18 protein-coding genes and 1 pseudogene are annotated in these 23,167 nt (G+C 71.1%); 7 read left to right on the top strand and 12 right to left on the bottom strand.

Annotated features, from left to right (window positions below; all coding sequences use genetic code 11):
* Position 1: 1 nt before the first annotated feature.
* The 5 genes from ACWC09_RS39565 to ACWC09_RS39545 all read right to left on the bottom strand — a co-directional run bounded on the left by ACWC09_RS39565 (position 2) and on the right by ACWC09_RS39545 (position 6,732).
* A complete protein-coding gene (locus ACWC09_RS39565; protein ID WP_450855895.1) occupies positions 2-1,153 on the bottom strand; it encodes an XdhC family protein in 1,152 nt (383 codons plus the stop codon).
* A gap of 37 nt (positions 1,154-1,190) precedes the next feature.
* Positions 1,191-2,648, bottom strand: a complete 1,458-nt coding sequence (locus tag ACWC09_RS39560) for an NCS2 family permease (protein ID WP_450855894.1) — start codon at positions 2,646-2,648, stop codon at positions 1,191-1,193.
* A 174-nt stretch (positions 2,649-2,822) separates the two neighbouring features.
* Positions 2,823-5,255: a xanthine dehydrogenase family protein molybdopterin-binding subunit gene (locus tag ACWC09_RS39555; RefSeq protein ID WP_450855893.1), complete on the bottom strand. Its 2,433-nt coding sequence runs from the start codon at positions 5,253-5,255 to the stop codon at positions 2,823-2,825.
* A gap of 2 nt (positions 5,256-5,257) precedes the next feature.
* The gene (locus ACWC09_RS39550) at positions 5,258-5,842 is read right to left on the bottom strand and encodes a (2Fe-2S)-binding protein (RefSeq protein ID WP_450855892.1); all 585 of its coding nucleotides are present in this window, start codon (positions 5,840-5,842) and stop codon (positions 5,258-5,260) included.
* A complete protein-coding gene (locus ACWC09_RS39545; protein WP_450855891.1) occupies positions 5,842-6,732 on the bottom strand; it encodes an FAD binding domain-containing protein in 891 nt (296 codons plus the stop codon). Before ACWC09_RS39545 ends, ACWC09_RS39550 begins: the two co-directional genes overlap by 1 nt.
* Before the next feature lie 344 nt (positions 6,733-7,076).
* Here ACWC09_RS39545 and ACWC09_RS39540 point away from each other — a divergent pair, with 344 nt between their 5' ends.
* Together ACWC09_RS39540 and ACWC09_RS39535 are read left to right on the top strand one after the other, a co-directional pair.
* Positions 7,077-8,750 carry a PucR family transcriptional regulator gene (locus ACWC09_RS39540; RefSeq protein WP_450855890.1) on the top strand — a complete coding sequence of 558 codons (1,674 nt, stop codon included), beginning with the start codon at positions 7,077-7,079 and terminating at the stop codon, positions 8,748-8,750.
* A gap of 117 nt (positions 8,751-8,867) precedes the next feature.
* Positions 8,868-9,650 carry a hypothetical protein gene (locus tag ACWC09_RS39535; protein WP_450855889.1) on the top strand — a complete coding sequence of 261 codons (783 nt, stop codon included), beginning with the start codon at positions 8,868-8,870 and terminating at the stop codon, positions 9,648-9,650.
* Between the two features lie 7 nt (positions 9,651-9,657).
* Here the strand turns inward: ACWC09_RS39535 and ACWC09_RS39530 are convergent, their stop codons facing one another.
* Positions 9,658-9,954, bottom strand: coding sequence for a hypothetical protein (locus ACWC09_RS39530; RefSeq protein WP_450855888.1), 297 nt, complete (start codon positions 9,952-9,954; stop codon positions 9,658-9,660).
* A 241-nt stretch (positions 9,955-10,195) separates the two neighbouring features.
* On the opposite strand from ACWC09_RS39530, the gene ACWC09_RS39525 reads away from it, so the two are divergent.
* Positions 10,196-10,699 (top strand): DUF2231 domain-containing protein, encoded by a 504-nt coding sequence (locus ACWC09_RS39525; protein ID WP_450855887.1) that lies wholly within the window; start codon positions 10,196-10,198, stop codon positions 10,697-10,699.
* An 83-nt stretch (positions 10,700-10,782) separates the two neighbouring features.
* Here the strand turns inward: ACWC09_RS39525 and ACWC09_RS39520 are convergent, their stop codons facing one another.
* A complete protein-coding gene (locus ACWC09_RS39520; protein WP_450855886.1) occupies positions 10,783-11,619 on the bottom strand; it encodes a GntR family transcriptional regulator in 837 nt (278 codons plus the stop codon).
* A 144-nt stretch (positions 11,620-11,763) separates the two neighbouring features.
* Here ACWC09_RS39520 and ACWC09_RS39515 point away from each other — a divergent pair.
* Both ACWC09_RS39515 and ACWC09_RS39510 read left to right on the top strand, forming a co-directional pair.
* Positions 11,764-12,300, top strand: a pseudogene (locus ACWC09_RS39515) (iron-sulfur protein); the annotation flags it as partial.
* Positions 12,301-12,661: 361 nt separating this feature from the next.
* Positions 12,662-13,699: a DUF2637 domain-containing protein gene (locus tag ACWC09_RS39510; RefSeq protein WP_450855885.1), complete on the top strand. Its 1,038-nt coding sequence runs from the start codon at positions 12,662-12,664 to the stop codon at positions 13,697-13,699.
* Positions 13,700-13,778: 79 nt separating this feature from the next.
* On the opposite strand, the gene ACWC09_RS39505 is transcribed toward ACWC09_RS39510, so the two are convergent.
* Positions 13,779-14,237 carry an ATP-binding protein gene (locus ACWC09_RS39505; protein ID WP_450855884.1) on the bottom strand — a complete coding sequence of 153 codons (459 nt, stop codon included), beginning with the start codon at positions 14,235-14,237 and terminating at the stop codon, positions 13,779-13,781.
* Positions 14,238-14,453: 216 nt separating this feature from the next.
* Between ACWC09_RS39505 and ACWC09_RS39500 the strand changes: the two genes are divergently transcribed.
* Positions 14,454-17,465: an alpha-mannosidase gene (locus tag ACWC09_RS39500; protein ID WP_450855883.1), complete on the top strand. Its 3,012-nt coding sequence runs from the start codon at positions 14,454-14,456 to the stop codon at positions 17,463-17,465.
* A 6-nt stretch (positions 17,466-17,471) separates the two neighbouring features.
* Here the strand turns inward: ACWC09_RS39500 and ACWC09_RS39495 are convergent, their stop codons facing one another.
* Entirely contained in the window at positions 17,472-17,933 is a 462-nt protein-coding gene (locus ACWC09_RS39495) for a hypothetical protein (protein WP_450855882.1), read from the bottom strand.
* 100 nt (positions 17,934-18,033) lie between these two features.
* Positions 18,034-18,168, bottom strand: a complete 135-nt coding sequence (locus ACWC09_RS39490) for a hypothetical protein (protein WP_450855920.1) — start codon at positions 18,166-18,168, stop codon at positions 18,034-18,036.
* 169 nt (positions 18,169-18,337) lie between these two features.
* Here ACWC09_RS39490 and ACWC09_RS39485 point away from each other — a divergent pair, with 169 nt between their 5' ends.
* Complete coding sequence (locus tag ACWC09_RS39485; RefSeq protein ID WP_450855881.1) at positions 18,338-19,708, top strand: helix-turn-helix domain-containing protein; 1,371 nt, start codon at positions 18,338-18,340, stop codon at positions 19,706-19,708.
* On the opposite strand, the gene ACWC09_RS39480 is transcribed toward ACWC09_RS39485, so the two are convergent.
* Both ACWC09_RS39480 and ACWC09_RS39475 read right to left on the bottom strand, forming a co-directional pair.
* Positions 19,705-21,447: a pyruvate dehydrogenase gene (locus tag ACWC09_RS39480; RefSeq protein WP_450855880.1), complete on the bottom strand. Its 1,743-nt coding sequence runs from the start codon at positions 21,445-21,447 to the stop codon at positions 19,705-19,707. The genes ACWC09_RS39485 and ACWC09_RS39480 overlap by 4 nt on opposite strands.
* Before the next feature lie 65 nt (positions 21,448-21,512).
* Entirely contained in the window at positions 21,513-22,943 is a 1,431-nt protein-coding gene (locus tag ACWC09_RS39475) for a protein phosphatase 2C domain-containing protein (protein ID WP_450855879.1), read from the bottom strand.
* Positions 22,944-23,167 lie beyond the last annotated feature (224 nt).

The raw sequence follows: 23,167 nt of genomic DNA, 5'->3' as shown, positions 1-23,167 counted from the left end.
CTCAGGCCACCGAGCCGATGCCCCTCGCGGGCACCGACGTCACGTCGTGGTGGATCGGGGTGTGCGCGCCGGTCAGCGAAACCCCGCTGCCGCCGCGACGGTTGGCGACGATCTCGGAGGCGATGGAGAGGGCCGTCTCCTCGGGGGTACGGGCGCCGAGGTCGAGGCCGATCGGGGAACGCAGACGGGCCAACTCCAGTTCGGTGACGCCGACTTCGCGCAGGCGCTCGTTGCGGTCGAGGTGGGTGCGGCGGGAGCCCATGGCGCCGACGTAGGCGACCGGGAGGCGCAGCGCGAGCTGGAGCAGGGGCACGTCGAACTTGGCGTCGTGGGTGAGGACGCAGAGGACGGTCCGGCCGTCGACCCGCGTGCGCTCCAGGTACGTGTGGGGCCAGTCGACGACGATCTCGTCGGCCTCCGGGAAACGGGTCTTCGTCGCGAAGACGGGCCGCGCGTCGCACACCGTGACGCGGTAGCCCAGGAACGTGCCGATCCGGACCAGGGCCGATGCGAAGTCGATCGCGCCGAAGACGATCATCCGGGGCGGAGGGACGGAGGACTCGACCAGGACCGTCAGCGGTGCTCCGCAGCGAGAGCCCCGCTCTCCGATCTCCAGGGTGCCGGTGCGCCCGGCGTCCAGGAAGGCGGACGCCTCGGCGGCGACCGTGCGGTCCAGTTCCGGGTGGGCGCCGAAGCCGCCGTCGTAGGAGCCCTCGGCGCTGACCAGGAGGGCCCGGCCCATCAGTGCGGCCGGTCCCGACACGATCCGCGCGACCGCCGCCGCCTCCCCCTGGGCGGCGGCGTTCAGCGCGGACGCGAGCACCGGGCGGGCGGGGTCGCCGGCCCGCACCGGAGTGACGAGGATGTCGATGACGCCGCCGCAGGTGAGGCCGACGGCGAAGGCGTCCTCGTCGCTGTAGCCGAAACGCTCAAGAACCGTTTCGCCGTCCTCCAGCGCCTGTCGGCACAGCTCGTACACGGCGCCCTCCACACAGCCGCCGGAGACCGAGCCGATCGCCGTGCCGTCGGCGTCCACCGCGAGGGCGGCGCCCGGCTGGCGCGGGGCGCTGCCGCCGACGGCCACCACGGTGGCCACGGCGAAGTCGCGTCCCTGCTCGACCCACCGGTTCAGCTCCTCGGCGATGTCCAGCATCTCTCGGTCTCCTTACAGCGGTTGGATACGGCAGTGGCTAGTGAACGCCCAGCCAGCTCTCGACGGGGTGGAGCGCGAAGTAGATCAGGAAGATCACCGTCAGGCCCCACATGAAGGCGCCGATCTCACGCGCCTTGCCCTGGGCGGCCTTGATGGCGACGTAGGAGATGACACCGGCCGCGACACCCGTGGTGATGGTGTACGTGAAGGGCATCAGGACGACGGTCAGGAAGACCGGGATCGCGGTCGCGCGGTCGGCCCAGTCCACGTGCCGGGCGTTCATCAGCATCATCGCGCCGATGACCACCAGGGCGGCGGAAGCGACCTCCTGCGGCACGATCGCCGTCAGCGGAGTGAAGAAGAGACAGGCCGCGAAGAAGAGGCCGGTGACGACCGAGGCGAGTCCGGTACGGGCGCCCTCGCCGACGCCGGTCGCCGACTCGATGAAGACGGTCTGGCCGGAACCGCCCGCCACACCGCCGATCGCACCGCCTGCGCCGTCGATGAACAGCGCCTTGGACAGGCCCGGCATCCGGCCCTTGTCGTCGGCCAGCTCGGCCTCGGTGCCCACGCCGATGATGGTGGCCATCGCGTCGAAGAACCCGGCGAGCACCAGCGTGAAGACGATCATGCCGACGGTCATGGCGCCGACCTTGCCCCAGCCGCCGAACTCGACCTGACCCATGAGCGAGAAGTCGGGCATCGAGACCGCGCTGCCGTGCAGTTCGGGGGCACCGTTGGCCCACTCCTGGGGGTCGATGACACCGGCGGTGTTGAGAATCGCCGCGACAACGGTTCCGCTGATGATTCCGATCAGGATCGCGCCGGGGATGCCCCGGGCCTGCAGCATGAAGATCAGGAGAAGAGTGCCGGCGAACAACAGCACCGGCCAGCCGGCGAGTTCACCCGCCGGGCCGAGGGTGACCGGGGTGGCCTTGCCCTGGTGTACGAAGCCGGACTTGTAGAAACCGATGAGCGCGATGAAGAGACCGATGCCCATCGTGATGCCGTGCTTGAGCGCGAGCGGAATCGCGTTCATGATCAGCTCGCGCAGGCCGGTGACGACCAGCAGCATGATGACCACGCCGTACATCACGCACATGCCCATGGCCTGCGGCCAGGTCATCTGCGGGGCGACCTGCGAGGACAGCACGCCGGAGACGGAGAGGCCGGCGGCGAGGGCGAGCGGAACCCTGCCGACGAAACCCATCAGCAGCGTGGTGAAGGCCGCGGCGAAGGCGGTCGCCGTGATGAGGGCCTTCTGGCCGAGCGTGTCCCCCGCCGCGTCCTTGCCGGACAGGATCAGGGGGTTGAGAAGGAGGATGTACGCCATCGCCATGAAGGTGGTGACGCCGCCGCGCACTTCGCGCGCGACCGTCGATCCTCGCTTGGATATGTGGAAGTACCGGTCGAGCCAGGACCTGCCGGCCGGGACACGGGTTCCTGCACCCGCGTCGTCGGCGGTGGTCCGCGGCTCCAGTGACTGCTGGGTCATGTGGGCCTACTCCCAAGGTTCACAGGGGCACCCGTGTCAGTCACCTCGACTGCTACGGGATTTGGGAAGGTGCTTCGGCCGCACGACCCGGGGGACGGCCCGAGACGAACGATCTGAGTACTCCGGGCGGCGCGGCGAAGTGTGACGTTCCCGGTGCCGCCCGGAGGGACTGTGCTACGCCGTTCCGGTGAGGTGCTCCGGGCGGACCGGCGTGCGGTTGAGCTCCAGCCCGGTCGCCTCCCGGATCGCCGCGAGGACGGCCGGAGTCGACGACAGCGTGGGCGCCTCGCCGACGCCACGGAGCCCGTACGGGGCGTGGTCGTCGGCGAGTTCGAGCACGTCGACGGGGATGGTCGGCGTGTCGAGGATCGTGGGGATCAGGTAGTCGGTGAAGGAGGGATTCCTGACCTTCGCCGTCTTCGGGTCGACGATGATCTCCTCCATCACCGCGACACCCAGGCCCTGGGTCGTGCCGCCCTGGATCTGGCCGACGACGGAGAGCGGGTTGAGCGCCTTGCCGACGTCCTGGGCGCAGGCCAGCTCGATGACCTTGACCAGGCCGAGCTCGGTGTCGACCTCGACGACGGCGCGGTGCGCGGCGAAGGAGTACTGGACGTGGCCGTTGCCCTGACCGGTGCGCAGGTCGAAGGCCTCGGTCGGCCGGTGCCGCCACTCCTCCTCCAGCTCGACCGCCTCGCCCTCCAGGACGTCCGCCAGGTCGGCGAGGACCTCGCCGCCGTCGGTGACGACCTTGCCGCCCTCCAGGAGCAGCTCGGCGGTGGCCCAGGCCGGGTGGTACGTACCGAACTTGCGGCGCCCGATCTCCAGCACCCGCTCGCGGACGAGTTCGCAGGCGTTCTTGACGGCGCCACCGGTGACGTACGTCTGCCGGGAGGCCGATGTCGAACCGGCGCTGCCCACCTGTGTGTCGGCCGGGTGGATGGTCACCTGCGCGACGCCGAGCTCGGTGCGGGCGATCTGCGCGTGGACGGTGACGCCGCCCTGGCCGACCTCCGCCATCGCGGTGTGCACGGTGGCGACGGGCTCGCCGCCCACGACCTCCATGCGCACCTTGGCCGTCGAGTAGTCGTCGAAGCCCTCGGAGAAGCCGACGTTCTTGATGCCGACCGCGTAACCGATTCCGCGCACGACGCCTTCGCCGTGGGTGGTGTTGGACAGACCGCCGGGCAGCTGCCGTACGTCCGCGCCCTCGCTGGACTCCCACTGGCGCTCCGGCGGGAGCGGCATCGCCTTGACGCGGCGCAGGAGTTCGGCGACCGGGGCCGGGGAGTCGACCGGCTGGCCGGTCGGCATGATCGTGCCCTGCTCCATGGCGTTCAGCTGCCGGAACTCCACCGGGTCCATGCCCAGCTTCTTCGCCAGCTTGTCCATCTGCGCCTCGTAGGCGAAGCAGGCCTGGACCGCGCCGAAGCCGCGCATCGCGCCGCAGGGCGGGTTGTTGGTGTAGAGGGCGATGGCCTCGATGTCGACGTCGTCGACGACGTACGGGCCGACCGACAGGGACGAGGCGTTGCCGACGACGGCCGGGGAGGCGGAGGCGTAGGCGCCGCCGTCCAGGACGATCCGGCACTTCAGGTGGGTGAGCTTGCCGTCCTTCGTGGCGCCGTGCTCGTAGTGGAGCGTGGCGGGGTGCCGGTGGACATGCCCGAAGAAGGACTCGAAACGGTTGTAGACGATCTTGACGGGCTTGCCGGTGCGCAGCGCCAGCAGACAGGCGTGGATCTGCATCGACAGGTCCTCGCGGCCGCCGAAGGCGCCGCCGACGCCGGAGAGCGTCATGCGGACCTTGTCCTCGGGCAGGCCGAGGACGGGCGCGATCTGGCGCAGGTCGGAGTGGAGCCACTGGGTGGCGATGTAGAGGTGGACGCCGCCGTCCTCCTCCGGCACGGCGAGGCCGGACTCGGGGCCGAGGAAGGCCTGGTCCTGCATGCCGAAGGTGTACTCGCCCTCGACGATCACGTCCGCCCGCTCTCGGGCCGCCGCCACGTCGCCGCGGACGATCGGCTGGCGGTGGACGATGTTCGGGTGCGGGACGTGGCCGATGTGGTGGTCGTCGCGGTTCTCGTGGATGAGGATCGCGTCCGGCGCGGTCGCGGAGGCCTCGTCGGTGATGACCGGCAGCTCGCGGTAGTCGACCTTGATCTTGGCGGCGGCGCGGCGCGCGGTCTCCGGGTGGTCGGCGGCGACGATGGCGACCGGCTCGCCGTGGTGGCGGACCTTGCCGTGCGCGAGGACCGGGGTGTCCTGGATCTCCAGGCCGTAGTTCTTCACCTCGGTCGGCAGGTCGTCGTACGTCATGACGGCGTAGACGCCCGGGGTCTTCAGCGCCTCGCTGGTGTCGATCGACACGATTTCGGCGTGCGCGACGGTGGAGCGCAGGATCTGGCCCCAGAGCATGTCCTCGTGCCACACGTCGGACGAGTACGCGAACTCGCCGGTGACCTTGAGGGTGCCGTCCGGGCGGAGCGTGGACTCGCCGACGCCGCCCTTGGTCTGGGAACCCTGGGTGACCTTGGTGGGAGTGCCGAGGGGAGCACCGACGGGGGCACCGCCCGCTCGAGCGAATTCGGGAGTGGGGGAGGGCATCGTCAGACCGCCTCTCCCTGCCGTGCGGCCGCCAGGCGGACCGCGTCCATGATCGTCTCGTAGCCCGTGCAGCGGCACAGGTTGCCCGACAGGGCCTCGCGGATGTCCGCGTCACTCGGGTTGGGGTTGCGCTCCAGCATCTCGTCGGCGGCGACCAGCAGACCCGGGGTGCAGAAGCCGCACTGGACCGCGCCGGCGTCGATGAACGCCTGCTGGATCGGGGAGAGCTCGGTTCCTTCGCCGGTATGGGAGTCCTGGCCCTGGGCGGCCCAGTGCTGGGCGTCCTGCAGCGACGTACCGCAGGCACCGGAGGCGCAACCACCGTGCTCCGCGCGCTGCTTGGCGAAGTCCGCCAGCCCCTCGACGGTCACGACCTCCCGGCCCTCGACCTGCCCGGCCGCGACCAGACACGAACACACCGGCACACCGTCCAGACGGACCGTGCAGGAGCCGCACTCCCCCTGCTCGCAGGCGTTCTTCGAACCCGGCAGACCGAGCCGCTCGCGCAGCACGTACAGCAGGGACTCGCCCTCCCACACGTCGTCGGCTTCCTGCCGACGTCCGTTGACAGTGAAGTTGACGCGCATCACGCAGCTCCCTCGATCGTGCGGCGGGCGCCGCGGTACGACTCCCAGGTCCAGGTCAGCGTGCGGCGGGCCATGACGCCGACCGCGTGGCGGCGGTAGCTCGCGGTGCCCCGGACGTCGTCGATCGGGTTGCAGGAACCGGAGCACAGCTCGGCGAACTGCTTGGCGACCGACGGGGTGATGATCTTTGCGTTGTCCCAGAAGCCGCCCTCTTCGAGCGCCGCGTTCAGGAACTCCTCCGCGGCCTTCGCCCGGACGGGCGTGGGTGCGGCCGAACCGATGCCGGTGCGGACGGTCCGTGTCTCGGGGTGCAGGGCCAGTCCGAAGGCGCACACGGCGATGACCATCGCGTTGCGCGTGCCGACCTTGGAGTACTGCTGGGGGCCGTCCGCCTTCTTGATGTGCACGCTCTTGATGAGTTCGTCGGCGGCGAGCGCGTTCCGCTTCACGCCGGTGTAGAACTCGTCGATCGGGATCAGGCGGGTGCCGCGCACCGACTCGACCTCGACCTCGGCGCCGGCCGCGAGGAGCGCGGGGTGGGCGTCGCCGGCCGGGGAGGCGGTGCCGAGGTTGCCGCCGACGCCGCCGCGGTTGCGGATCTGCGGGGAGGCCACCGTGTGCGAGGCCAGGGCGAGACCCGGCAGCTCGGCGCGGAGGTTCTCCATGATGCTGGTGTACGGGACGGAGGCACCCAGTCGCACCGTGTCCTGGCCGACCTCCCACTCGGTCAGGTCGGTGACGCGGTTCAGGTCGAGCAGGTACTCGGGCCGCCGGTGGTCGAAGTTGATCTCGACCATCACGTCGGTGCCGCCCGCAATGGGCACAGCGGTGGGGTGCTCGGCCTTGGCGGCGAGCGCCTCCTCCCAGCTGGCGGGGCGAAGGAAGTCCATGACCGGCTCTCTTCTTCGTCTCGTGAGTGGTACGGATCGAGCCAGATCGGGTGCGGCGGGACCGGCTCGTTCATGTGCTGTTTACGCGGAGTGAGGTCAGTACACAGCGGCGTGCTCCACCGGGGTCAGTCACCGAAACCATGAAGGAGTTGGCTGGCCAGGGCTGGCATCTTGTAGATTCGTATGAACGGAGGTCACCAGTAACCTCCCTGTTTTCCTGTAGAAACGCGGGAAACAGCCTGGCAGTCGAAGAGTGCGGCTCCCGCACCGTCCGGCGGGCTCCTGCCTCCGACCACCCTCACGATTCATCGTAGATTTCGAGACAAAGAACGGCGGCGACGAGAATGCGGCTGCGCGCACTTCTGGACACCGATGCGCTGGGCCTCAGGCTGCTCGGTGGCGAGGACGAGCTGGACCGCACCGTGCGGGGTGTGATGACCACCGACCTCCGGGACCCCAGCCGCTACCTCTCGGGCGGCGAGCTGGTGCTCACGGGCCTGGCCTGGCGCCGGGACGCCGACGACTCGGAGCCTTTCGTACGGATCCTGGTGCAGGCCGGGGTGGCCGCGCTGGCGGCCGGTGAGGCGGAGCTGGGTGACGTCCCGGACGATCTCGTCCTGGCCTGCGCCCGCCACCGCCTCCCGCTCTTCGCCGTGCACGAGTCGGTGGCGTTCGCGACGATCACCGAGCATGTCGTACGGCAGGTCAGCGGCGAGCGCGCCGGAGACCTCGCGGCCGTGGTCGACCGGCACCGGCGGATGATGACCTCGGGCCCGGCGGGCGGCGGCCCGGACGTGGTCCTGGACCTGCTCGGCTCCGACCTGGACCTGCGGGCCTGGGTGCTCTCCCCCACCGGCCGCCTGATCGCGGGCTCGAAGATCGCGGGCCCCGGCCTTCCCGCCGACACCTGCGCCAAGCTGGCCGCCGAGCACCTCGCCGCCGCCCGCGCCGGACGCCGGGGCCCCCACCGGCTGACGCTCGGCCCGGCGACGTACAGCCTCTTCCCGATCCGCAGCAGCGGCCGCTCCCCGCAGGCCTCCCGGGACGTCCGTGAGACGGTCCTGTCGGACTGGCTGCTGGCCGTCGAGGCGGACGCGGGCGACTGGCCCGCCGAGCGCCTCGACCTCCTCCAGGGCGTCACCCAGCTGATCTCCGTCGAGCGCGACCGCCGGGACGCCTCCCGCACGGTCCGCCGCCGGCTCGCCCAGGAGGTCCTGGAGCTGGTCCAGACGGGCGCGGCGCCCGCCGAGATCGCGGCGCGCCTGAGGGTGGCCGCCCCGGTGCTGCTGCCGGGTCTCGGCGCGGCCCCGCACTGGCAGGTGGTCGTGGCCCGGGTCGACTGGGAGGGCGCCGACATCGAGGCGGGTCCGGTGGCGCAGTCGTTGCTGGAGGAAATCCTGGTCGACCCGCTGTCGACGGGCCCGGAGCCCTCGGACCGCATCGCCGTGGCGCACACGGGTGACGAGGCGATCGCCCTCGTACCCCTTCCGGCGGTCTCCTCCGAACACGACGGCTCCGAGTCCGGGATCCTCGCCGACGCGCTCCTGGAGTCCGTACGGGACCCGCTGTCGGCCGGTCTCGACGACGACGGGCAGGTCACGCTGGGTGTCAGCGCGGCGGTGCACTCGGCGGAGGGGCTGCGCGGGGCGCTGGAAGAGGCGCGGCACGCACGCCGGGTCGCCGCCGCGCGACCGGGGCGGGTGTGCGCGGCGGGGCATCAGGAGCTGGCCTCGCATGTGCTGCTGCTGCCGTTCGTGCCGGACGACGTACGGCGGGCGTTCACCGCGCGGCTGCTGGATCCGCTGCGGGACTACGACCGTCGGCACCGGGCCGAGCTGATCCCCACCCTGGAAGCCTTCCTGGACTGCGACGGCTCCTGGACGCGGTGCGCGACCCGGCTGCACCTGCACGTCAACACCCTGCGCTATCGGGTCGGGCGTATCGAGCAGTTGACGAGTCGTGACCTGTCCCGGCTGGAGGACAAGCTGGATTTCTTCCTGGCGTTGCGCATGAGCTGAGGCCTCGGGTCCCACGACTTTGTGAAATCCTTCACCCACCCCCTTGGCCGGGCGCGGATATTCGTGCTGAGATGCGGCCACCACTCATAGCTCGATGGCGTGCTCGGGGAGGGCAACGTGGCGCATACCGCCATGTCTGGTACCGGAACGACCGCAGGTGACGATCCCCTCCAGACCGCGGTGTGGCGGCTGCGCTCGCGCGCCTGCTGGGCCGACGCGGCCGCGCTGCTGGAACCGGTCACGGCCGCGTCCGCGCTGCAACGGACGGCTCTCCTCGTCGAGAAGTGCCTGTACACGGAGCAGGGGTGGGAGGAGGCCGAGGACGCGTTGCGTACCGCGGAGGCGCTCGCCCATGACGACGAGGAGCGGGGGGCGGCCGCTTGTGAACGCGGGCAACTTGCCTATGCGGCGACCCTGCACGGAGTGCGCGACCGGGCCGACGAGGCGCGGGCGGCGCTCGGGCGGGCGGCGGCGCTGATCCCTCCGGGGGCGGCGGGGCGGGCCTTGCTGGACTTCCGGCGCGGACTGCTCGCCGAGAACCTGACCCACTCTCCGCAGGCGGCCCGGGCGGCCTACCGGCGGGCGCATGCGGGGGCCACGGCACAGTCGGACCCGCTGCTCCTGTCCTTCACCTGGCGGCATCTCGCCGGACTCGCCCTGCGGGACGGGGAGTTGGCGGAGGCACGGCACGGGTTCGCCGAATCGCTCCGCATCCGGGAGGAGCTGGGGTACCTGGTGGGCACGGCCCCTGCTCTGGCGTCCCTGGCCGACGCGGAGGCGGAGCCTGAGGCTTCGCGGCTACGAGAGGAGGCGCGACGCCTGTTCCGCCTCCTCGGGGGCGTACCGACCTGGCTGGCCCGCCAGCTGAGCCCACCGACCCCGGACGCCGCGACGGCCTAGGGGACCCCTAGCCGTTGTGGATGCGGGCCCAGAGGTGCTCGATCGAACCCAGTATGGAGTCGCGCAGCGCCGTGTCGCGGGCCAGGGCCACCGCCACCACGGCGACCACCAGGAAGGACACCACGCTGCCGCCGCGACCCCGGTAGGACGTGCCGCCGTGCGTCGGGGGCGGGCGGTGGCCGGCCCGGTGGACGTGGTTCATGTGGTGCTGCATGGCCTGGCGATGGGCCTGCTGGTGTGCGCGCTGGGCCTGTTGGGCGGCCTGCTGTGCCTGCTGTTGTGCCATGAAGGACGGGTCGGGCATCGGTGTCACCTCCGACGTACGGCACCGTTGCGTGCCGGGTTTGTACGGGGTGCCACGCGGGGGCGGGAGAAGCGCGTTCCCGGCGTGGCGAACCGTCATCGGGAACCCACGATTCTGTGACTGCCGTCACAAGCCCGGAACCGGCCCGCGGCCGGCGCCCCGGACCCTGAGCCCACTGAGAGGAACCTGAGAAGTTGCTGTGCCAGGCTGGCGCGCCCAACCCCCTCATAGGAGTGCCTCGATGAGCCTCGTCAACGGCCTGCCCGCACATGTCCTCCTGGTGCATTTCGTAGTCGTCCTCGTACCACTGACGGCACTGGCCGTCGTGGTGTGCGCCGTGTGGCCGAAGGCCGCGCGCCGGATGGGCCTGATGCTGCCGCTGCTCGCGCTGGTCACCCTGGCGAGCGTGCCGCTGACCACGAGTGCCGGCGAGTGGCTGGAGCGCCATGTGAGCGGCAACGCCCTGATCGAGCGGCACGCGGAGCTCGGCGACGGGCTGCTCCCCTGGGCGCTCGGCCTGTTGGTGCTGGCCGCGGGCGTGTGGTGGACGACCCGGCGGACGCCGGCCGAGCAGACCGGCAACCGGTCCGCGTCGATCGTGCGCATAGCGGCCGCCGTCCTGTCCGTCGCGGTGGCGGCGGGCGCCGTGGTCGACGTCTACCGCATCGGCGACTCCGGCGCGAAGGCGGCCTGGCACGACGGCTACTCGAAGACGGCGACGGGGTCGGCCGACGGGGACAACTGAACTCCGTCGCCCCGGAGACGGGACGTGCGAGGGTTCCCGGTCGGCGGGAACCCTCGCACGGACCACATGCCGGACCGTCGTCCTCAGGACGCGCCCGCGAAGTGTTCCCCCACCAGCGCCCGCACCACGTCCAGGTCCCGTGCGACCAGCGCGTCCAGCAGCGCCGTGTGCTCGGCCGCGTCCGCCATCAGCTCACCCCGGCCCCCCGCCCCCGGGCCGCCGCCCAGTGGCCACTGGGCGCGGCGGTGGAGGTCGTCGGCGATGCGGACGAGTTGTTCGTTGCCGGAGAGGGACAGCATCGCCCGATGGAACGCCCGGTCCGACTCGGCGTACGTCGCCCGGCACCCGGACGACGCGGCACGCACCGTCGCCTCCGCCAACGGCCGCAGCTCCGCCCAGCGTTCGACCGGGACCGTACGCGCCAGACGCAGCATCACCGGCACCTCGATCAGCGCCCGCACCTCCGAGAGTTCGGCCAGTTCGCGGGTCCCGCGTTCGACCACCCGGAAGCCCCGGTTGGGGATCACCTCGACCGCGCCCTCCAGCGCCAGCTGCTGCATCGCCTCCCGCACCGGCGTGGCCGAGACCCCGAAGCGATCGCCCAGCGCCGGCGCCGAGTACACCTCGCCCGGCTTCAGCTGTCCCGACACCAGGGCGGTACGCAGCGCCGCGAGGATCTGGCCCCGCACCGAGGCCCGCTGGACCGTACGCGGGCCCGGTATCGGCTGCTCACTGTGCGTGTGCTCGCCGCGCGTGCCTCCGCCCGCGGCGATGCCCCGCTCCCGGTCGACGTCCGCCGCCACCGGCTGCGGCGGCACCCGCGACGCGGTCGGCCGCACCTGAGGAATCCCCGTCTCCGCCGAGCCGTGCACGCTCTGCCTCACGGGTCCTCCTCCGGACGTGTCGGTACTTGGGGTCATTACGGCGGGTTGTTACTCGCCCGTCAAGCACCATAAGCGGATAAGCCGTCACGGGGGTAATGGGGGTGTCCCCCACAAGACGCGCACACCCAGCGATCACAGCTAAGGTTAGGTTTACCTTCGCTAGAGCCCGGATCGGTGCCCTTTCTCTCGCGGGACGACGCACAGGTGCTGCGGGACGACGGGCAGCGGGCTCACGGGGACGTCGTCGCGAGCACCGGTACGCCTGACCCGCCCGCCTCCTCGCCACCGTGCCCCTTCCCGCACCGTCGCGCCCTCCGCTTCCCCGTGACCCATGTCTCGTACGACCGCACGGTCCCCGGCCTCTCCATCGGCCGCCCGGCCATGCGGTCCGCAGGCTTCGCCCGCCTGCCCGGCGATCCGGCCGCCGCACTGCCCGGCGTGCGCGTGGTCGACGGCGAGGAGGCGCTGCGGGCGGAGGTGCGGGCCGCTGTGGCCGAGCATCTGGGGCCCGTGCTCGGCGGGTTCGGGTCGCGGATGCGGCGACGCGGGCGGACGCCGTGGGGCATGGCGACCGACGAGATGGCGGAAGAGCTCCGGTACGTCGCCCATCCGCTCGGCGAACAGCAGCGGGCGATGCGGGAGTCGGAGCTGCTTCTGCCGGGGGCCACCCGGCCGTACGGCGGGTCGGGGGCCTTCCGCGTGCCGACCGGGCCGGACTGGAGTCGCCGCCCACCGGGACCGGGTGACCAAGCCGTCGGCCGCGACCGCCATTTGAGGGACCCTCATGCGCGGGCCCGGACGGCCGTCCCGTAAGATCGCCGACGAGCGGGACCGCCCTTGGTTACGGTTACTTCACAACTTCCTCACTCGTCGCAGGAACTTTCCGAAGAACCACCCGTACGGGTAGTCTTATTCGAACTCAACTCCCGCACCTCAAGCGGCAGTTCGAGCAGAACGCCGCCCTGGGCATCCCCTTGCACTTCCTTGGCGGCCTCTTGCCCCGAAAACGCCTGAGGGCCGTTGGGATTGGGCCACTATGGCGGGCGTTACGCCCTATCCCAATGCAAGGGACCCCTAGATGAGACTGACCGACATATCGCTGAACTGGCTGCTTCCGGGCGCCGTACTGCTCCTGGGCATGCTGGCGGCGGTGGCGGTGCTCGCGCGCAGCAAGCGGTCCGGCGGGGAGCACGCGAAGGACGACTCGTGGGAGCGCAGCGAGGAGCGCCGTAGGCGCAAGGAGGCCATATACGGCACCGCCTCCTACGTCCTGCTGTTCTGCTGTGCGGCGGTCGCCGCCGCCCTCTCCTTCCACGGCCTGGTCGGCTTCGGCCAGCAGAACCTCGGCCTCACCGACGGCTGGGAGTACCTGGTGCCGTTCGGCCTGGACGGCGCCGCCATGTTCTGCTCCGTGCTCGCGGTGCGCGAGGCCAGCCACGGTGACGCGGCGCTCGGCTCCCGGATACTGGTGTGGACGTTCGCGGGTGCCGCGGCCTGGTTCAACTGGGTGCACGCGCCCAGGGGCATCGACCACGCGGGCGCACCGCAGTTCTTCTCCGGCATGTCCCTCTCGGCCGCCGTGCTGTTCGACCGCGCGCTGAAGCAGACCCGTCGGGCCGCCCTGCGCGAGCAGGGTCTGGTGCCGCGTCCGCTGCCGCAGATCCGTATCGTGCGCTGGCTGCGGGCTCCCCGTGAGACCTACAAGGCCTGGTCGCTGATGCTGCTGGAGAACGTGCGCAGCCTGGACGAGGCGGTCGACGAGGTGCGCGAGGACAAGCGGCAGCAGGAGCAGGACCGCCTGCGCCGCCGCGAGGCGGACCGCCTGGAGCGCGCCCAGCTCAAGGCGATCAGCCGGGGCCACCGCGGGTTCGTCGGTCGCGGCGGCCGGCCGGAGCCGCAGGCCCTGGAGCGGGCGCCCGGCCAGGCCACCGCGGAGCCTGCCATATCCGCGCCGGAACCACTGCCCGTACGCTCCAGGCCGTCGCTGCAGCCCGTCCGCAAGGGCGGCTCTGACGCGATCACCGTCGACCTCACCGCGGAGGACGACACAATGGCCCTCCCGCGTCTCGACTCCCTTGAGCGCAAGCTGAAGGACCTCGAGCAGCAGTTCGGCTAGAAACAGCCGTCATGGGAAGGGGGCGCGGCCTGCGGGCCGCGCCCCCTTCCCGTTCGGAGGACGATGTCAGGGACTCCGGTCAGGCGGCTTCGGCGTCGAGCTCGAACCACACCGCCTTCCCCACCCCGTGCGCCCGTACGCCCCACGCGTCCGCCAGGGACTGCACCAGGACCAGGCCTCTGCCGTGCGTACCGTCGTCGGCGATCGGTACCCGCAGTCTGGGCCTTCGGGCCACGAAGTCCCTTACTTCCACGCGGAGTCCGTGTGGTCCCACGGTGGCGATGAGCACCGCGTCGTGGTCGGTGTGGATGAGTGCGTTGGTGACGAGTTCGCTGGTCAGCAGCTCCGCTATCTCGGAGCGCCCGGGCCTCCCCCAGTGCCGTAACAGCTCGCGCAGCGCCCTGCGCGCCTCCGGCACCGCCTTCAGGTCCGCCCGTCCGAGTCTCCGCCGTAGTTGGGACGGCTGCGCCTCCGTGACGCCGTCGGTCTTGTCCTCCACTGTCCTCGCTGTCTGAGCCGAGGAGGCCCCGATCGCCATGGGACCGCCCCCTCGTGCCTGCCTCTTCATGACCCCCGCCCGCGTGCCGATGTCGGTTCCCCTCCTTGTCGAACACGTTCACCGGATCCATGCCCCATGGCACACGCGCCAGTCATGTCGAATCGTCAACGACCAGGTGTTCGGCCACGGACGCGGTCGTTCCGGCCGGGAAAGTGACACCCTGGACACTGCCGTACGAGCGTCGAGGGAGCCGCCGTGCACGACGACCGACTGCTGGTGGAAGCGCGCCTGGAACGGGCCATGAGCCAGTTCGTACGTCCCGTGCAGTACGCGGCGCGCGTGCCGCTGGTCCTGTCCGTGTGGCACGCGCCGGGCGAGCCGGTCCCGGTGGACCAGGCACTGCAGGCCTCCTACGAGCCCTTCACGACCGGCGAGGCCTGGGGAAAGCCCTGGTCGACGAGTTGGTTCCGGTTGGCCGGACGGGTCCCGGAGGAGTGGGCGGGCCGCCGGGTGGAGGCGGTGATCGACCCCGGGTTCTCGGGTGACGGGCCCGGTTTCCAGGCCGAAGGGCTGCTCTACGACGCCTCGGGCGTCCCCCTCAAGGGCATTCACCCGCGCAACCGCCACCAGCCCGTCGCCTCCCCGGCGAGCGGAGGCGAACAGGTCCATCTGCTCCTGGAGGCGGCCGCCAATCCGGCCGTGCTGCACGGCTTCACGCCTACGCGCCTGGGTGACGTCCTGACCGCCGGGGATCGCCCCGTCTACCGATTCCGCTCTGCCGACCTGGCCGTACTCGACGAACCCGTGTGGCAGTTGGTCCTGGACGTCGAGGTGCTGTCGGAGCTGATGCACGAGCTGCCCATGGACCGCCCCCGGCGCCACGAGGTCCTGCGCGCCCTGGAGGACATGCTCGACACCCTCGACCTGCACGACGTCTCCGGCACGGCGGAAGCGGCCCGCACCGCCCTGGCCGAGGTCCTGTCCCGCCCCGCCTCGGCCAGCGCCCACCGGGTGTCGGCCACCGGCCACGCCCACATCGACTCGGCCTGGCTGTGGCCCCTGCGCGAGACGGTCCGCAAGGCCTCGCGCACCTTCGCCAACGTCACCGCACTCGCCGCCGACTACCCCGAGCTGGTCTTCTCCTGCTCGCAGGCCCAGCAGTACGCCTGGGTGAAGGAACACCAGCCGCACATCTGGAAGCGGATCAGGAAGGCCGTGCAGGACGGCAACTGGGAGCCCGTCGGCTCCATGTGGGTGGAGTCCGACGCCAACATGCCCGGCGGCGAGGCACTGGCCAGGCAGATCATCCACGGAAAACGCTTCTTCGCCGAGGAGCTGGGCGTCGAGACGGAGGAGATCTGGCTGCCGGACTCCTTCGGCTACACGGCCGCCTTCCCGCAGCTCGCGAAACTGGCCGGAATCCGCTGGTTCCTGACCCAGAAACTGAGCTGGAACCAGTCCAACAAGATGCCCCACCACACCTTCTGGTGGGAGGGCATCGACGGCACCCGCGTCTTCACCCACTTCCCGCCCGTCGACACCTACAACTCCCAGCTCCACGGCCGCGAACTCGCCCACGCGGAACGCAACTTCGCCGACAAGGGCCGGGCGACCCGCTCCCTGGTCCCCTTCGGCTGGGGCGACGGAGGCGGCGGTCCGACTCGCGAAATGCTGGAGAAGGCAAGGCGCCTGCGCTCCCTGGAGGGCTCACCGACGGTCCAGGTCGAGAAGCCGTCCGTCTTCTTCACGGCCGCCGAGGAGGAGTACGGCGCCCAGGCCCCGGTCTGGTCCGGCGAGCTGTACCTCGAACTGCACCGGGCCACCTACACCACCCAGGCCAAGACCAAACAGGGCAACCGCCGCTCCGAACACGCCCTGCGCGAGGCCGAGTTGTGGTGCGCTACGGCGGCCGTACGGAATCCGTCGTACAGCTGTCCCCACGACGACCTGGACCGGCTGTGGAAGACGGTGCTGCTGCACCAGTTCCACGACATCCTGCCCGGGTCGTCGATCGCGTGGGTGCACCGGGAGGCTCGGGAGACATATGCGCGTGTGCTGGCCGAGGTCGAGGAGCTGACGGCGGGGGCGGTGGCCGCGCTGGGGGCGGGCGGCGGTCCGACGGTGCTCAACGCGTCGCCGTACGAGAGGACGGAGGTCGTGGAGGGTGCGCTCGTGACCGTGCCGGGGCTCGGGTCCGCCGCGCTCGGTGGCAGCGCCTCCGAGCGCGTGCGGGCCCAACAGGAGGGCGACACCATCCTGTTGGAGAACTCCCGGCTCCGTGTCACCGTGGACGCTCAGGGACTTCTCTCCTCCGTCCGCGACCTCGTCGCCGACCGCGAGGTCCTCTGCTCCCCCGGCAACCTCCTGCAGCTGCACCCCGACCATCCCAACGCCTGGGACGCCTGGGACATCGACCGGCACTACCGGCGCCGGCACACGGACCTGACGGACGTCGAGTCGGTGGAGCTGGTGGAGCGGGGGCCACTGAGCGCGGCGGTGCGGGTGACGCGGGCCTTCGGCAGGTCCCGCATCACGCAGGAGATCCGGCTGGCGGCGGGAAGCCGCCGGGTGGACATCGTCACGGACGTCGACTGGCAGGAGTCGGAGAAGGTGCTCAAGGCGGCCTTTCCGATCGACGTCCACGCCGAACGCTCCACCGCGGAGATCCAGTTCGGGCACGTCCACCGCCCGACGCACACCAACACCGGCTGGGAGGCGGCCCGTTTCGAGATCTGCGCGCACCGCTGGCTGAGGGTCGCGGAGGAGGGCTACGGCGTGGCGGTCCTCAACGACTCGACCTACGGCCACGACGTGACCCGCACCCCGGCCGAGGGCGGCCTCGGCACGACCGTACGCCTGACTCTGCTGCGCGCCCCGCACAGCCCCGATCCGGAGACGGATCTGGGCCGGCACCGGTTCACCTACGCCCTGTTGCCGGGCGCGGACGTCGGGCAGGCGGTCGCCGAGGGGCTGGCGCTGAACCTGCCGCTGCGGGTGGCCCATGCGCCGGTCGTGGAGCCGCTGGTGCGGCTGGACCATCCGGCGGTGACCGTCGAGTCGGTCAAGCCGGCGGAGGACCGCAGCGGGGATGTGGTGGTACGGCTCTACGAGTCCCGGGGCGGACGGGCGCGGGCCACACTGACGCCGGGGTTCCCGGTGGCCCGGGCGGAGGTGACGGACCTGCTGGAACGGCCGCAGCGGGAAAGCGACTTGGCTTTCGAGCTGCGGCCGTTCCAGATCCTCACACTGCGCCTGAGGCCCGCGTAGGGCGGGTCACTTCTTGGCTGCGTGCTTCTCCCCGATGCGGTAGATCTCGTGACTGTCCCGCGTCACGTCGACGACCAGCTGAGTGCTGGTGTTGCGGCTCCAGGTCAGGGTGACGACGAACTCGGTGTGGTGGGCGGTGCCGTTGTCGGTGACCTTCCAGGCGAGCGGGACGTTCTGGGCACGGAGGACGCCGTCGGCGTGCTCCCGCTCCTCCCAGGCGTTCAGCTGCTTCTGGAAGCCGGTGGTCAGGTAGTGGGCACGCAGGGCGGTCCCGAGGTTGCCGCGGTCCTCGTCGGTCACGGCGTCGATGTAGGTGCCGTAGAAGTCGGCGACACGGGTGATGCTGTCCGACGGCTTGCCGCCGACGCTGTGCGGGGCGCCGGCGGAGGCGGCCTGGGCGGTGGCGCCGAGGCCGAGGGCGACGGCGAGGACACCGGCGGTCAGGGCGGTGCGGGTCTTGCTGTTCATGTGTGTTTCCCCGTTTCTGGAACGTTTTCCGGTCGGTTGTGGGGCCGCCCGCCCGACCCCCGTGCGGGAGGGCGGCCCCGGTTCTGCTCCGGTGGTGCGGTCAGTGGAGCTTGTCGACGGCCGTCACGGTCCTGCCGTCCCGGCCGACGGACAGCAGGCGGATGTCGGACGCACCCCAGGAGGTGACGGTGTGCAGGCCGCAGACATGGGCGCCCTGCTCGATCCGGTCCGGCATGGGTGTCCCCCGTGAGTGAGTGCATGGGTGTGGACTGCGCCGCGACGCCGGTCGGTCGGTCCTGGTCGGTGCGACACCAAGAGCATCGGCTGTCACGGCAGCCCGTCGCAACGGCCGACGGCCCTTCGGCGACGGTGGAACCATCCCAGCCCATCTGACGTGCAGGTATATGAGGTGCCTGGGATACGGAAATCGACGGGAAGACGGGGGAACGGTGTCGGCTGGGGACGAGGTGGAGGAGTTCGCGGCGTTACTGCGCCGCCTGAAGGACCGCACGGACCGGAGCTACGGCTCCCTGGCCCGCCGCCTCAACATGAACACCTCCACGCTCCACCGGTACTGCGCGGCGGAAGCGGTTCCACAGGAGTACGCACCGGTGGAGCGGCTGGCGGCCTTCTGCGGGGCGACGGCCGAGGAGCGACTGGAACTGCACCGGCTGTGGCTGCTCGCGGTGGCGGCTCGGCAGCGGGTGCGGGCGGGCGGTGCCGGGGAGGAAACGGTTCCGGAACCGATTCCGAAAAGGGCTCCGGAAACGGACCCGGAAGCGGCTGTGGAAACGGCCGTGGAAACCGTAGCCGCAGAACCCGTAACGGAACCCGCCCCCTCTCATGCTCCCCGCCCCTGGTCCCGCCGTCGACGGGTTCTGGTGTCCACCGCCGTCGCGTGCGCGCTGCTCGCCACACTGGGCAGCCTGTCCGCCTTGTCGAACGACCGCTCCTCCGCAACGGACGCTCACGGCTCGGGTGGTCCGCGGGCAACCGCCCCTGGTTCGCCCGGCCACTCGACGAAACCGTCAGCGAGCGCCTCTCCCACCGTTCCCCGGAGTTCCTCGTCGCCCGACGCCGGGAAGAAGAACTCCGCCTCGCCCTCCCCCAGCACCGGCTCCACCGGAGCCGGGAAGCAGACCACCGGGACTCCCCTCGCCTGGAGCGCGAACTCCCAGATCTGGCAGGGAGGCTGCGGGCATGACTACGTCATCGACAAGCCACCCGCCCAGGTCCCCCCACCCCCCGTCGCGCAGGACGCCGGGAGCTGGGCGGCGACGCAGGGGGCGGTGCACGGGCGGCAGACGATGGTGCAGATCTCCGTGCAGGGACGATCGTCCACGGCCGTCGTCCTGGAGGCGCTCCGCGTCCGGATCGCCGGCCGCACCTCCCCGGCACCCGGCACCGCGTACGCGATGGACCAGGGCTGCGGCGGCGGGCTCACTCCTCGTGGCTTCGACGTGAACCTCGACATCGACCGCCCCATCGCCCACCCCGTCGCCGGCAACGACACCGGCCGCACCATCCCGGCGGTGCAGTTCCCCTACCGCGTCTCCGCCACGGACCCCGAGGTGCTGCTGGTCACCGCGACGACGGAGACCTACGACTGCAGCTGGTACCTCGAACTCGACTGGTCCTCCCAGGGCCGCACCGGCACGGTCCGCATCGACGACCACGGCCGCCCGTTCCGGACGACCAGCATCAAGGGACTGTCCCGCCTCTGGTACGGCACCGACAGCTCGGGCGAACGGGCGTGGGTGCCGTACGACAGCTAGGGCCGCGGCACGTTCCGCAGGTTCGACCGGGCCATCTGGAGCATGCGGCCGACTCCCCCGTCCAGCACGACCTTTGAGGCCGAGAGGGCGAACCCGGTGACCATCTCGGCGCTGATCTTCGGGGGGATGGACAGGGCGTTGGGATCGGTGACGACGTCCACGAGGGCCGGGCCCTTGTGCTTGAAGGCGCTCTTCAGGGCACCGACGAGGTCCTTGGGCTTCTCGACGCGTAGGCCGTAGGCACCGCAGGCGCGGGCCACGGCGGCGAAGTCGGGGTTCTTGTTCGTGGTGCCGTACGAGGGCAGCCCGGCGACCATCATCTCCAACTCGACCATCCCCAGGGAGGAGTTGTTGAAGAGGACGATCTTGACGGGGAGGTCGTACTGCACGAGCGTCAGGAAGTCGCCCATCAGCATGGTGAATCCGCCGTCCCCGGACATCGACACGACCTGGCGCCTGCGGTCGGTGAACTGCGCGCCGATCGCCATGGGCAGCGCGTTCGCCATCGAGCCGTGCGAGAAGGAGCCGATGACGCGGCGGCGGCCGTTGGGCGTGATGTAGCGGGCGGCCCAGACGTTGCACATACCGGTGTCCACCGTGAACACCGCGTCGTCGTCGGCGAGTTCGTCGAGGACGGAGGCCACGTACTCGGGATGGATGGGGACGTGCTTCTCCACCTTTCGCGTGTACGCCTTCACCACCCCTTCCAGCGCGTCCGCGTGCTTCTTCAGCATCCGGTCGAGGAAAAGGCGGTTGGTCTTCTCCTTCACCCGCGGGAGGAGACAGCGCAGGGTCTCCCGTACGTCGCCCCAGACCGCCAGGTCCAGTTTCGACCGGCGCCCCAAGTGCTCGGGCCTGACGTCGACCTGAGCGATCGTCACGTCGTCGGGCAGGAAGGCGTTGTACGGGAAGTCGGTGCCGAGCAGGATCAGCAGGTCGCACTCGTGGGTGGCCTCGTAGGCGGCGCCGTAGCCGAGGAGACCGCTCATGCCGACGTCGAATTCATTGTCGTACTGAATGTGCTCCTTCCCTCGGAGGGCGTGCCCCACCGGAGACTTGATCTTCTCCGCCAACTCCATGACCTCGGCGTGCGCCCCCGCCGTGCCGCTGCCGCAGAACAGGGTGACCTTCTCGGCGCGGTCGATCAGTTCGGTCAGTCTGTCGATCTCGGCGTCGCCCGGGCGGACCGTGGGCCGGGAGGTGACGAGGGCCGTCTCGGCGGCCTTGTCGGGGGCGGGCTGGTCGGCGATGTCGCCGGGGAGGGAGACGACGGCGACCCCCGACTGTCCCACCGCGTGCTGGATGGCGGTCTGGAGGAGGCGGGGCATCTGCTTCGGGTTGGAGATCAGCTCGCTGTAGTGGCTGCACTCGCGGAACAGCTGGTCGGGGTGGGTCTCCTGGAAGTAGCCGAGGCCGATCTCGCTGGACGGGATGTGCGAGGCCAGGGCGAGGACGGGGGCCATGGAGCGCTGGGCGTCGTAGAGGCCGTTGATGAGGTGGAGGTTGCCGGGGCCACAGGAGCCGGCGCATGCCGCTAGCCTGCCGGTGACCTGCGCCTCCGCGCCGGCCGCGAAGGCGGCGGTCTCCTCGTGGCGGACGTGCACCCAGTCGATGGCGGCGTTGCGGCGGACGGCGTCCACCACCGGGTTGAGGCTGTCGCCGACGACGCCGTAGAGGCGCTTCACTCCGGCGCGGACGAGGATGTCTACGAACTGTTCGGCGACGTTCTGCTTGGCCATGGCGCTGTCATGCCCCTTCGGTCTCCGCGGATCCCTCCGGGTCCATCCATGCACACGCCGCGCTCTCACGCCTCCCAAACGGCCGCAGCCGTACGGTCGTCCGCGTATCCCTTGACCCTGACCTGGGTGTCGGCGAGGAAGGCCGCAAGGCCCGGCGGGACGGGGCCCGACCATCGGCCGGTGAGGTAGCGGCAGAGGTCGGGTTCGCCGCGGAGCGGTTCCGCGAGGCCGCCGGTGCACATCAGGAGCGTGTCACCCGGGCGGGCTACGGAGGCACGGAAGCGGAAGGGTTCGCGGGGTGGTTCGGGGGCGGGGTCGTAGGGGCTCGGGGGTGTCGGGATGCCGAGGTCCATGGTGAGGCGGTCGCCCTCGGGGGTTTCGGCGGGGAGCGAACCGAAGCCGACGACGGGTTCGCCGGTCGTGTCGGTGACGCGGGGTTCGATGTCCTGCCAGTCGCCGTCCCTCAGGCGGAACAGGCCGCCGGCGCCGACGCCGAAGAAGACGCGGGTACGGCACTCCGGGTCGGCCGGGAGGAGCAGGCAGCGCAGGGTGGCCGAGTACTCCTCCGGGTCGATGCCCTGTTCGACGGCGCTGGCGCGGAGTTTGCCCAGGCTGCGGTCGGTGAGGCGGTGCAGGCCCGACTTGAGGTCACCGCGCCGCGCCGCCCTGAGGTCCTCGGCGAGACGTGCGTGACTGCGGCCGACGGCCCGGCCGATCCAGTGACACGCCTCGGCGGCGGCGCGGTGGGCGCCGGGGGTGGCGCGGGCGCCGGTGGCCATGGCGACCAGGATCAGCGCGTTCTCGGCGCTGCCGAAGCGGGCGGTGAGGAGGGAGTCACGGCGGGGCTCGCCCCGGTAGCGGGCGGAGTCACCCCGGACGGAGACGGCCCGGAGCGTGCAGGCGCCGTACCGGGCGCCGTCCAGGACGGTGTCGGCGACGAGGTCGTCCAGGTCGTCGGGGTCGGCCGGGGGGAGGGCGGTGGGTTCGGCGGCGTAGGTGGGAGGGCCGGAGCCCACGTAGTCGAGGTGGGGTGGGGGGAGGGTGGGGAGGTCCAGGTGGGTGGCTGCGTGGGTGGGCTGCGAGGGGTCGGTGGGTGGGGAGTCGGCTTCGGGGGCCTGGGTTTCGAGGGTGCTCGGCGTGAGTGTGGGGGGGTGGGTGTCGCTCGCCCGCGCGGGCGGGGTGCCGTCTTTCTGTGGGCCGGGTGCCGCACCGGCGGCGCGACTGCCCGCGGCTTGATCCGTGGACGTGCGGTCCTGCGGAGGTGGGTCCCCAGGGGCGTGTTCGCCGTTGTCCCGTGTCTCCGTGGACCTGGGCCGTTGCGGCGGAACTCCGGCCCTCTCGGCCACCCCGCCCTTCACCGCCCCCGCCGCCGAAGCGAACCGGTCGTCCAGGGTGTCGGCCGCCGGTGCGGGGCCCGTGTCCTCGGCGGTGTTGCCGTACAGCTGCGTCCACCAGTCGTCCTCGTGGCCGGTGGACCTTCCCCCCTGCTGGCTCATGCCCCTAATTGTCCACCGCACGGGCCGGATGAAAACGGGGCATCGGGAAAAACCGGCACGGCACGCCGCGTCGAACGGCGTGTCGAGCGAGTCATCGAACAGTCATACGAAATAGCCGCTGGACGGCTCCCCCGTTATGTTTTTTGCGGTCCTGCAAGAGGGCCGCTGGCCTCCGGGCCCGGCATGACTGTTGCCCCCTGTCGAACGGATGACCTGGGGGGTGG

The organism is Streptomyces sp. NPDC001617, from assembly GCF_053596855.1.
The sequence above is the reverse complement of the archived record's forward strand: the minus strand, read 5'-3'. Positions and strand labels throughout refer to the sequence as shown.

Bases quoted from the DNA above. Each gene is read 5' to 3' on its own strand.
- ACWC09_RS39510 (WP_450855885.1), top strand. From the start codon at position 12,662: ATGAGACTGACCGACATATCGCTGAACTGGCTGCTTCCGGGCGCCGTA.
- ACWC09_RS39530 (WP_450855888.1), bottom strand. From the start codon at position 9,954: ATGCCCGACCCGTCCTTCATGGCACAACAGCAGGCACAGCAGGCCGCC.
- ACWC09_RS39495 (WP_450855882.1), bottom strand. From the start codon at position 17,933: ATGAACAGCAAGACCCGCACCGCCCTGACCGCCGGTGTCCTCGCCGTC.
- ACWC09_RS39555 (WP_450855893.1), bottom strand. From the start codon at position 5,255: ATGCCCTCCCCCACTCCCGAATTCGCTCGAGCGGGCGGTGCCCCCGTC.
- ACWC09_RS39475 (WP_450855879.1), bottom strand. From the start codon at position 22,943: ATGAGCCAGCAGGGGGGAAGGTCCACCGGCCACGAGGACGACTGGTGG.
- ACWC09_RS39525 (WP_450855887.1), top strand. From the start codon at position 10,196: ATGAGCCTCGTCAACGGCCTGCCCGCACATGTCCTCCTGGTGCATTTC.
- ACWC09_RS39485 (WP_450855881.1), top strand. From the start codon at position 18,338: ATGAGGTGCCTGGGATACGGAAATCGACGGGAAGACGGGGGAACGGTG.
- ACWC09_RS39490 (WP_450855920.1), bottom strand. From the start codon at position 18,168: ATGCCGGACCGGATCGAGCAGGGCGCCCATGTCTGCGGCCTGCACACC.
- ACWC09_RS39560 (WP_450855894.1), bottom strand. From the start codon at position 2,648: ATGACCCAGCAGTCACTGGAGCCGCGGACCACCGCCGACGACGCGGGT.
- ACWC09_RS39540 (WP_450855890.1), top strand. From the start codon at position 7,077: ATGCGGCTGCGCGCACTTCTGGACACCGATGCGCTGGGCCTCAGGCTG.
- ACWC09_RS39480 (WP_450855880.1), bottom strand. From the start codon at position 21,447: ATGGCCAAGCAGAACGTCGCCGAACAGTTCGTAGACATCCTCGTCCGC.
- ACWC09_RS39520 (WP_450855886.1), bottom strand. From the start codon at position 11,619: ATGACCCCAAGTACCGACACGTCCGGAGGAGGACCCGTGAGGCAGAGC.
- ACWC09_RS39565 (WP_450855895.1), bottom strand. From the start codon at position 1,153: ATGCTGGACATCGCCGAGGAGCTGAACCGGTGGGTCGAGCAGGGACGC.
- ACWC09_RS39550 (WP_450855892.1), bottom strand. From the start codon at position 5,842: ATGCGCGTCAACTTCACTGTCAACGGACGTCGGCAGGAAGCCGACGAC.
- ACWC09_RS39505 (WP_450855884.1), bottom strand. From the start codon at position 14,237: ATGGCGATCGGGGCCTCCTCGGCTCAGACAGCGAGGACAGTGGAGGAC.
- ACWC09_RS39545 (WP_450855891.1), bottom strand. From the start codon at position 6,732: ATGGACTTCCTTCGCCCCGCCAGCTGGGAGGAGGCGCTCGCCGCCAAG.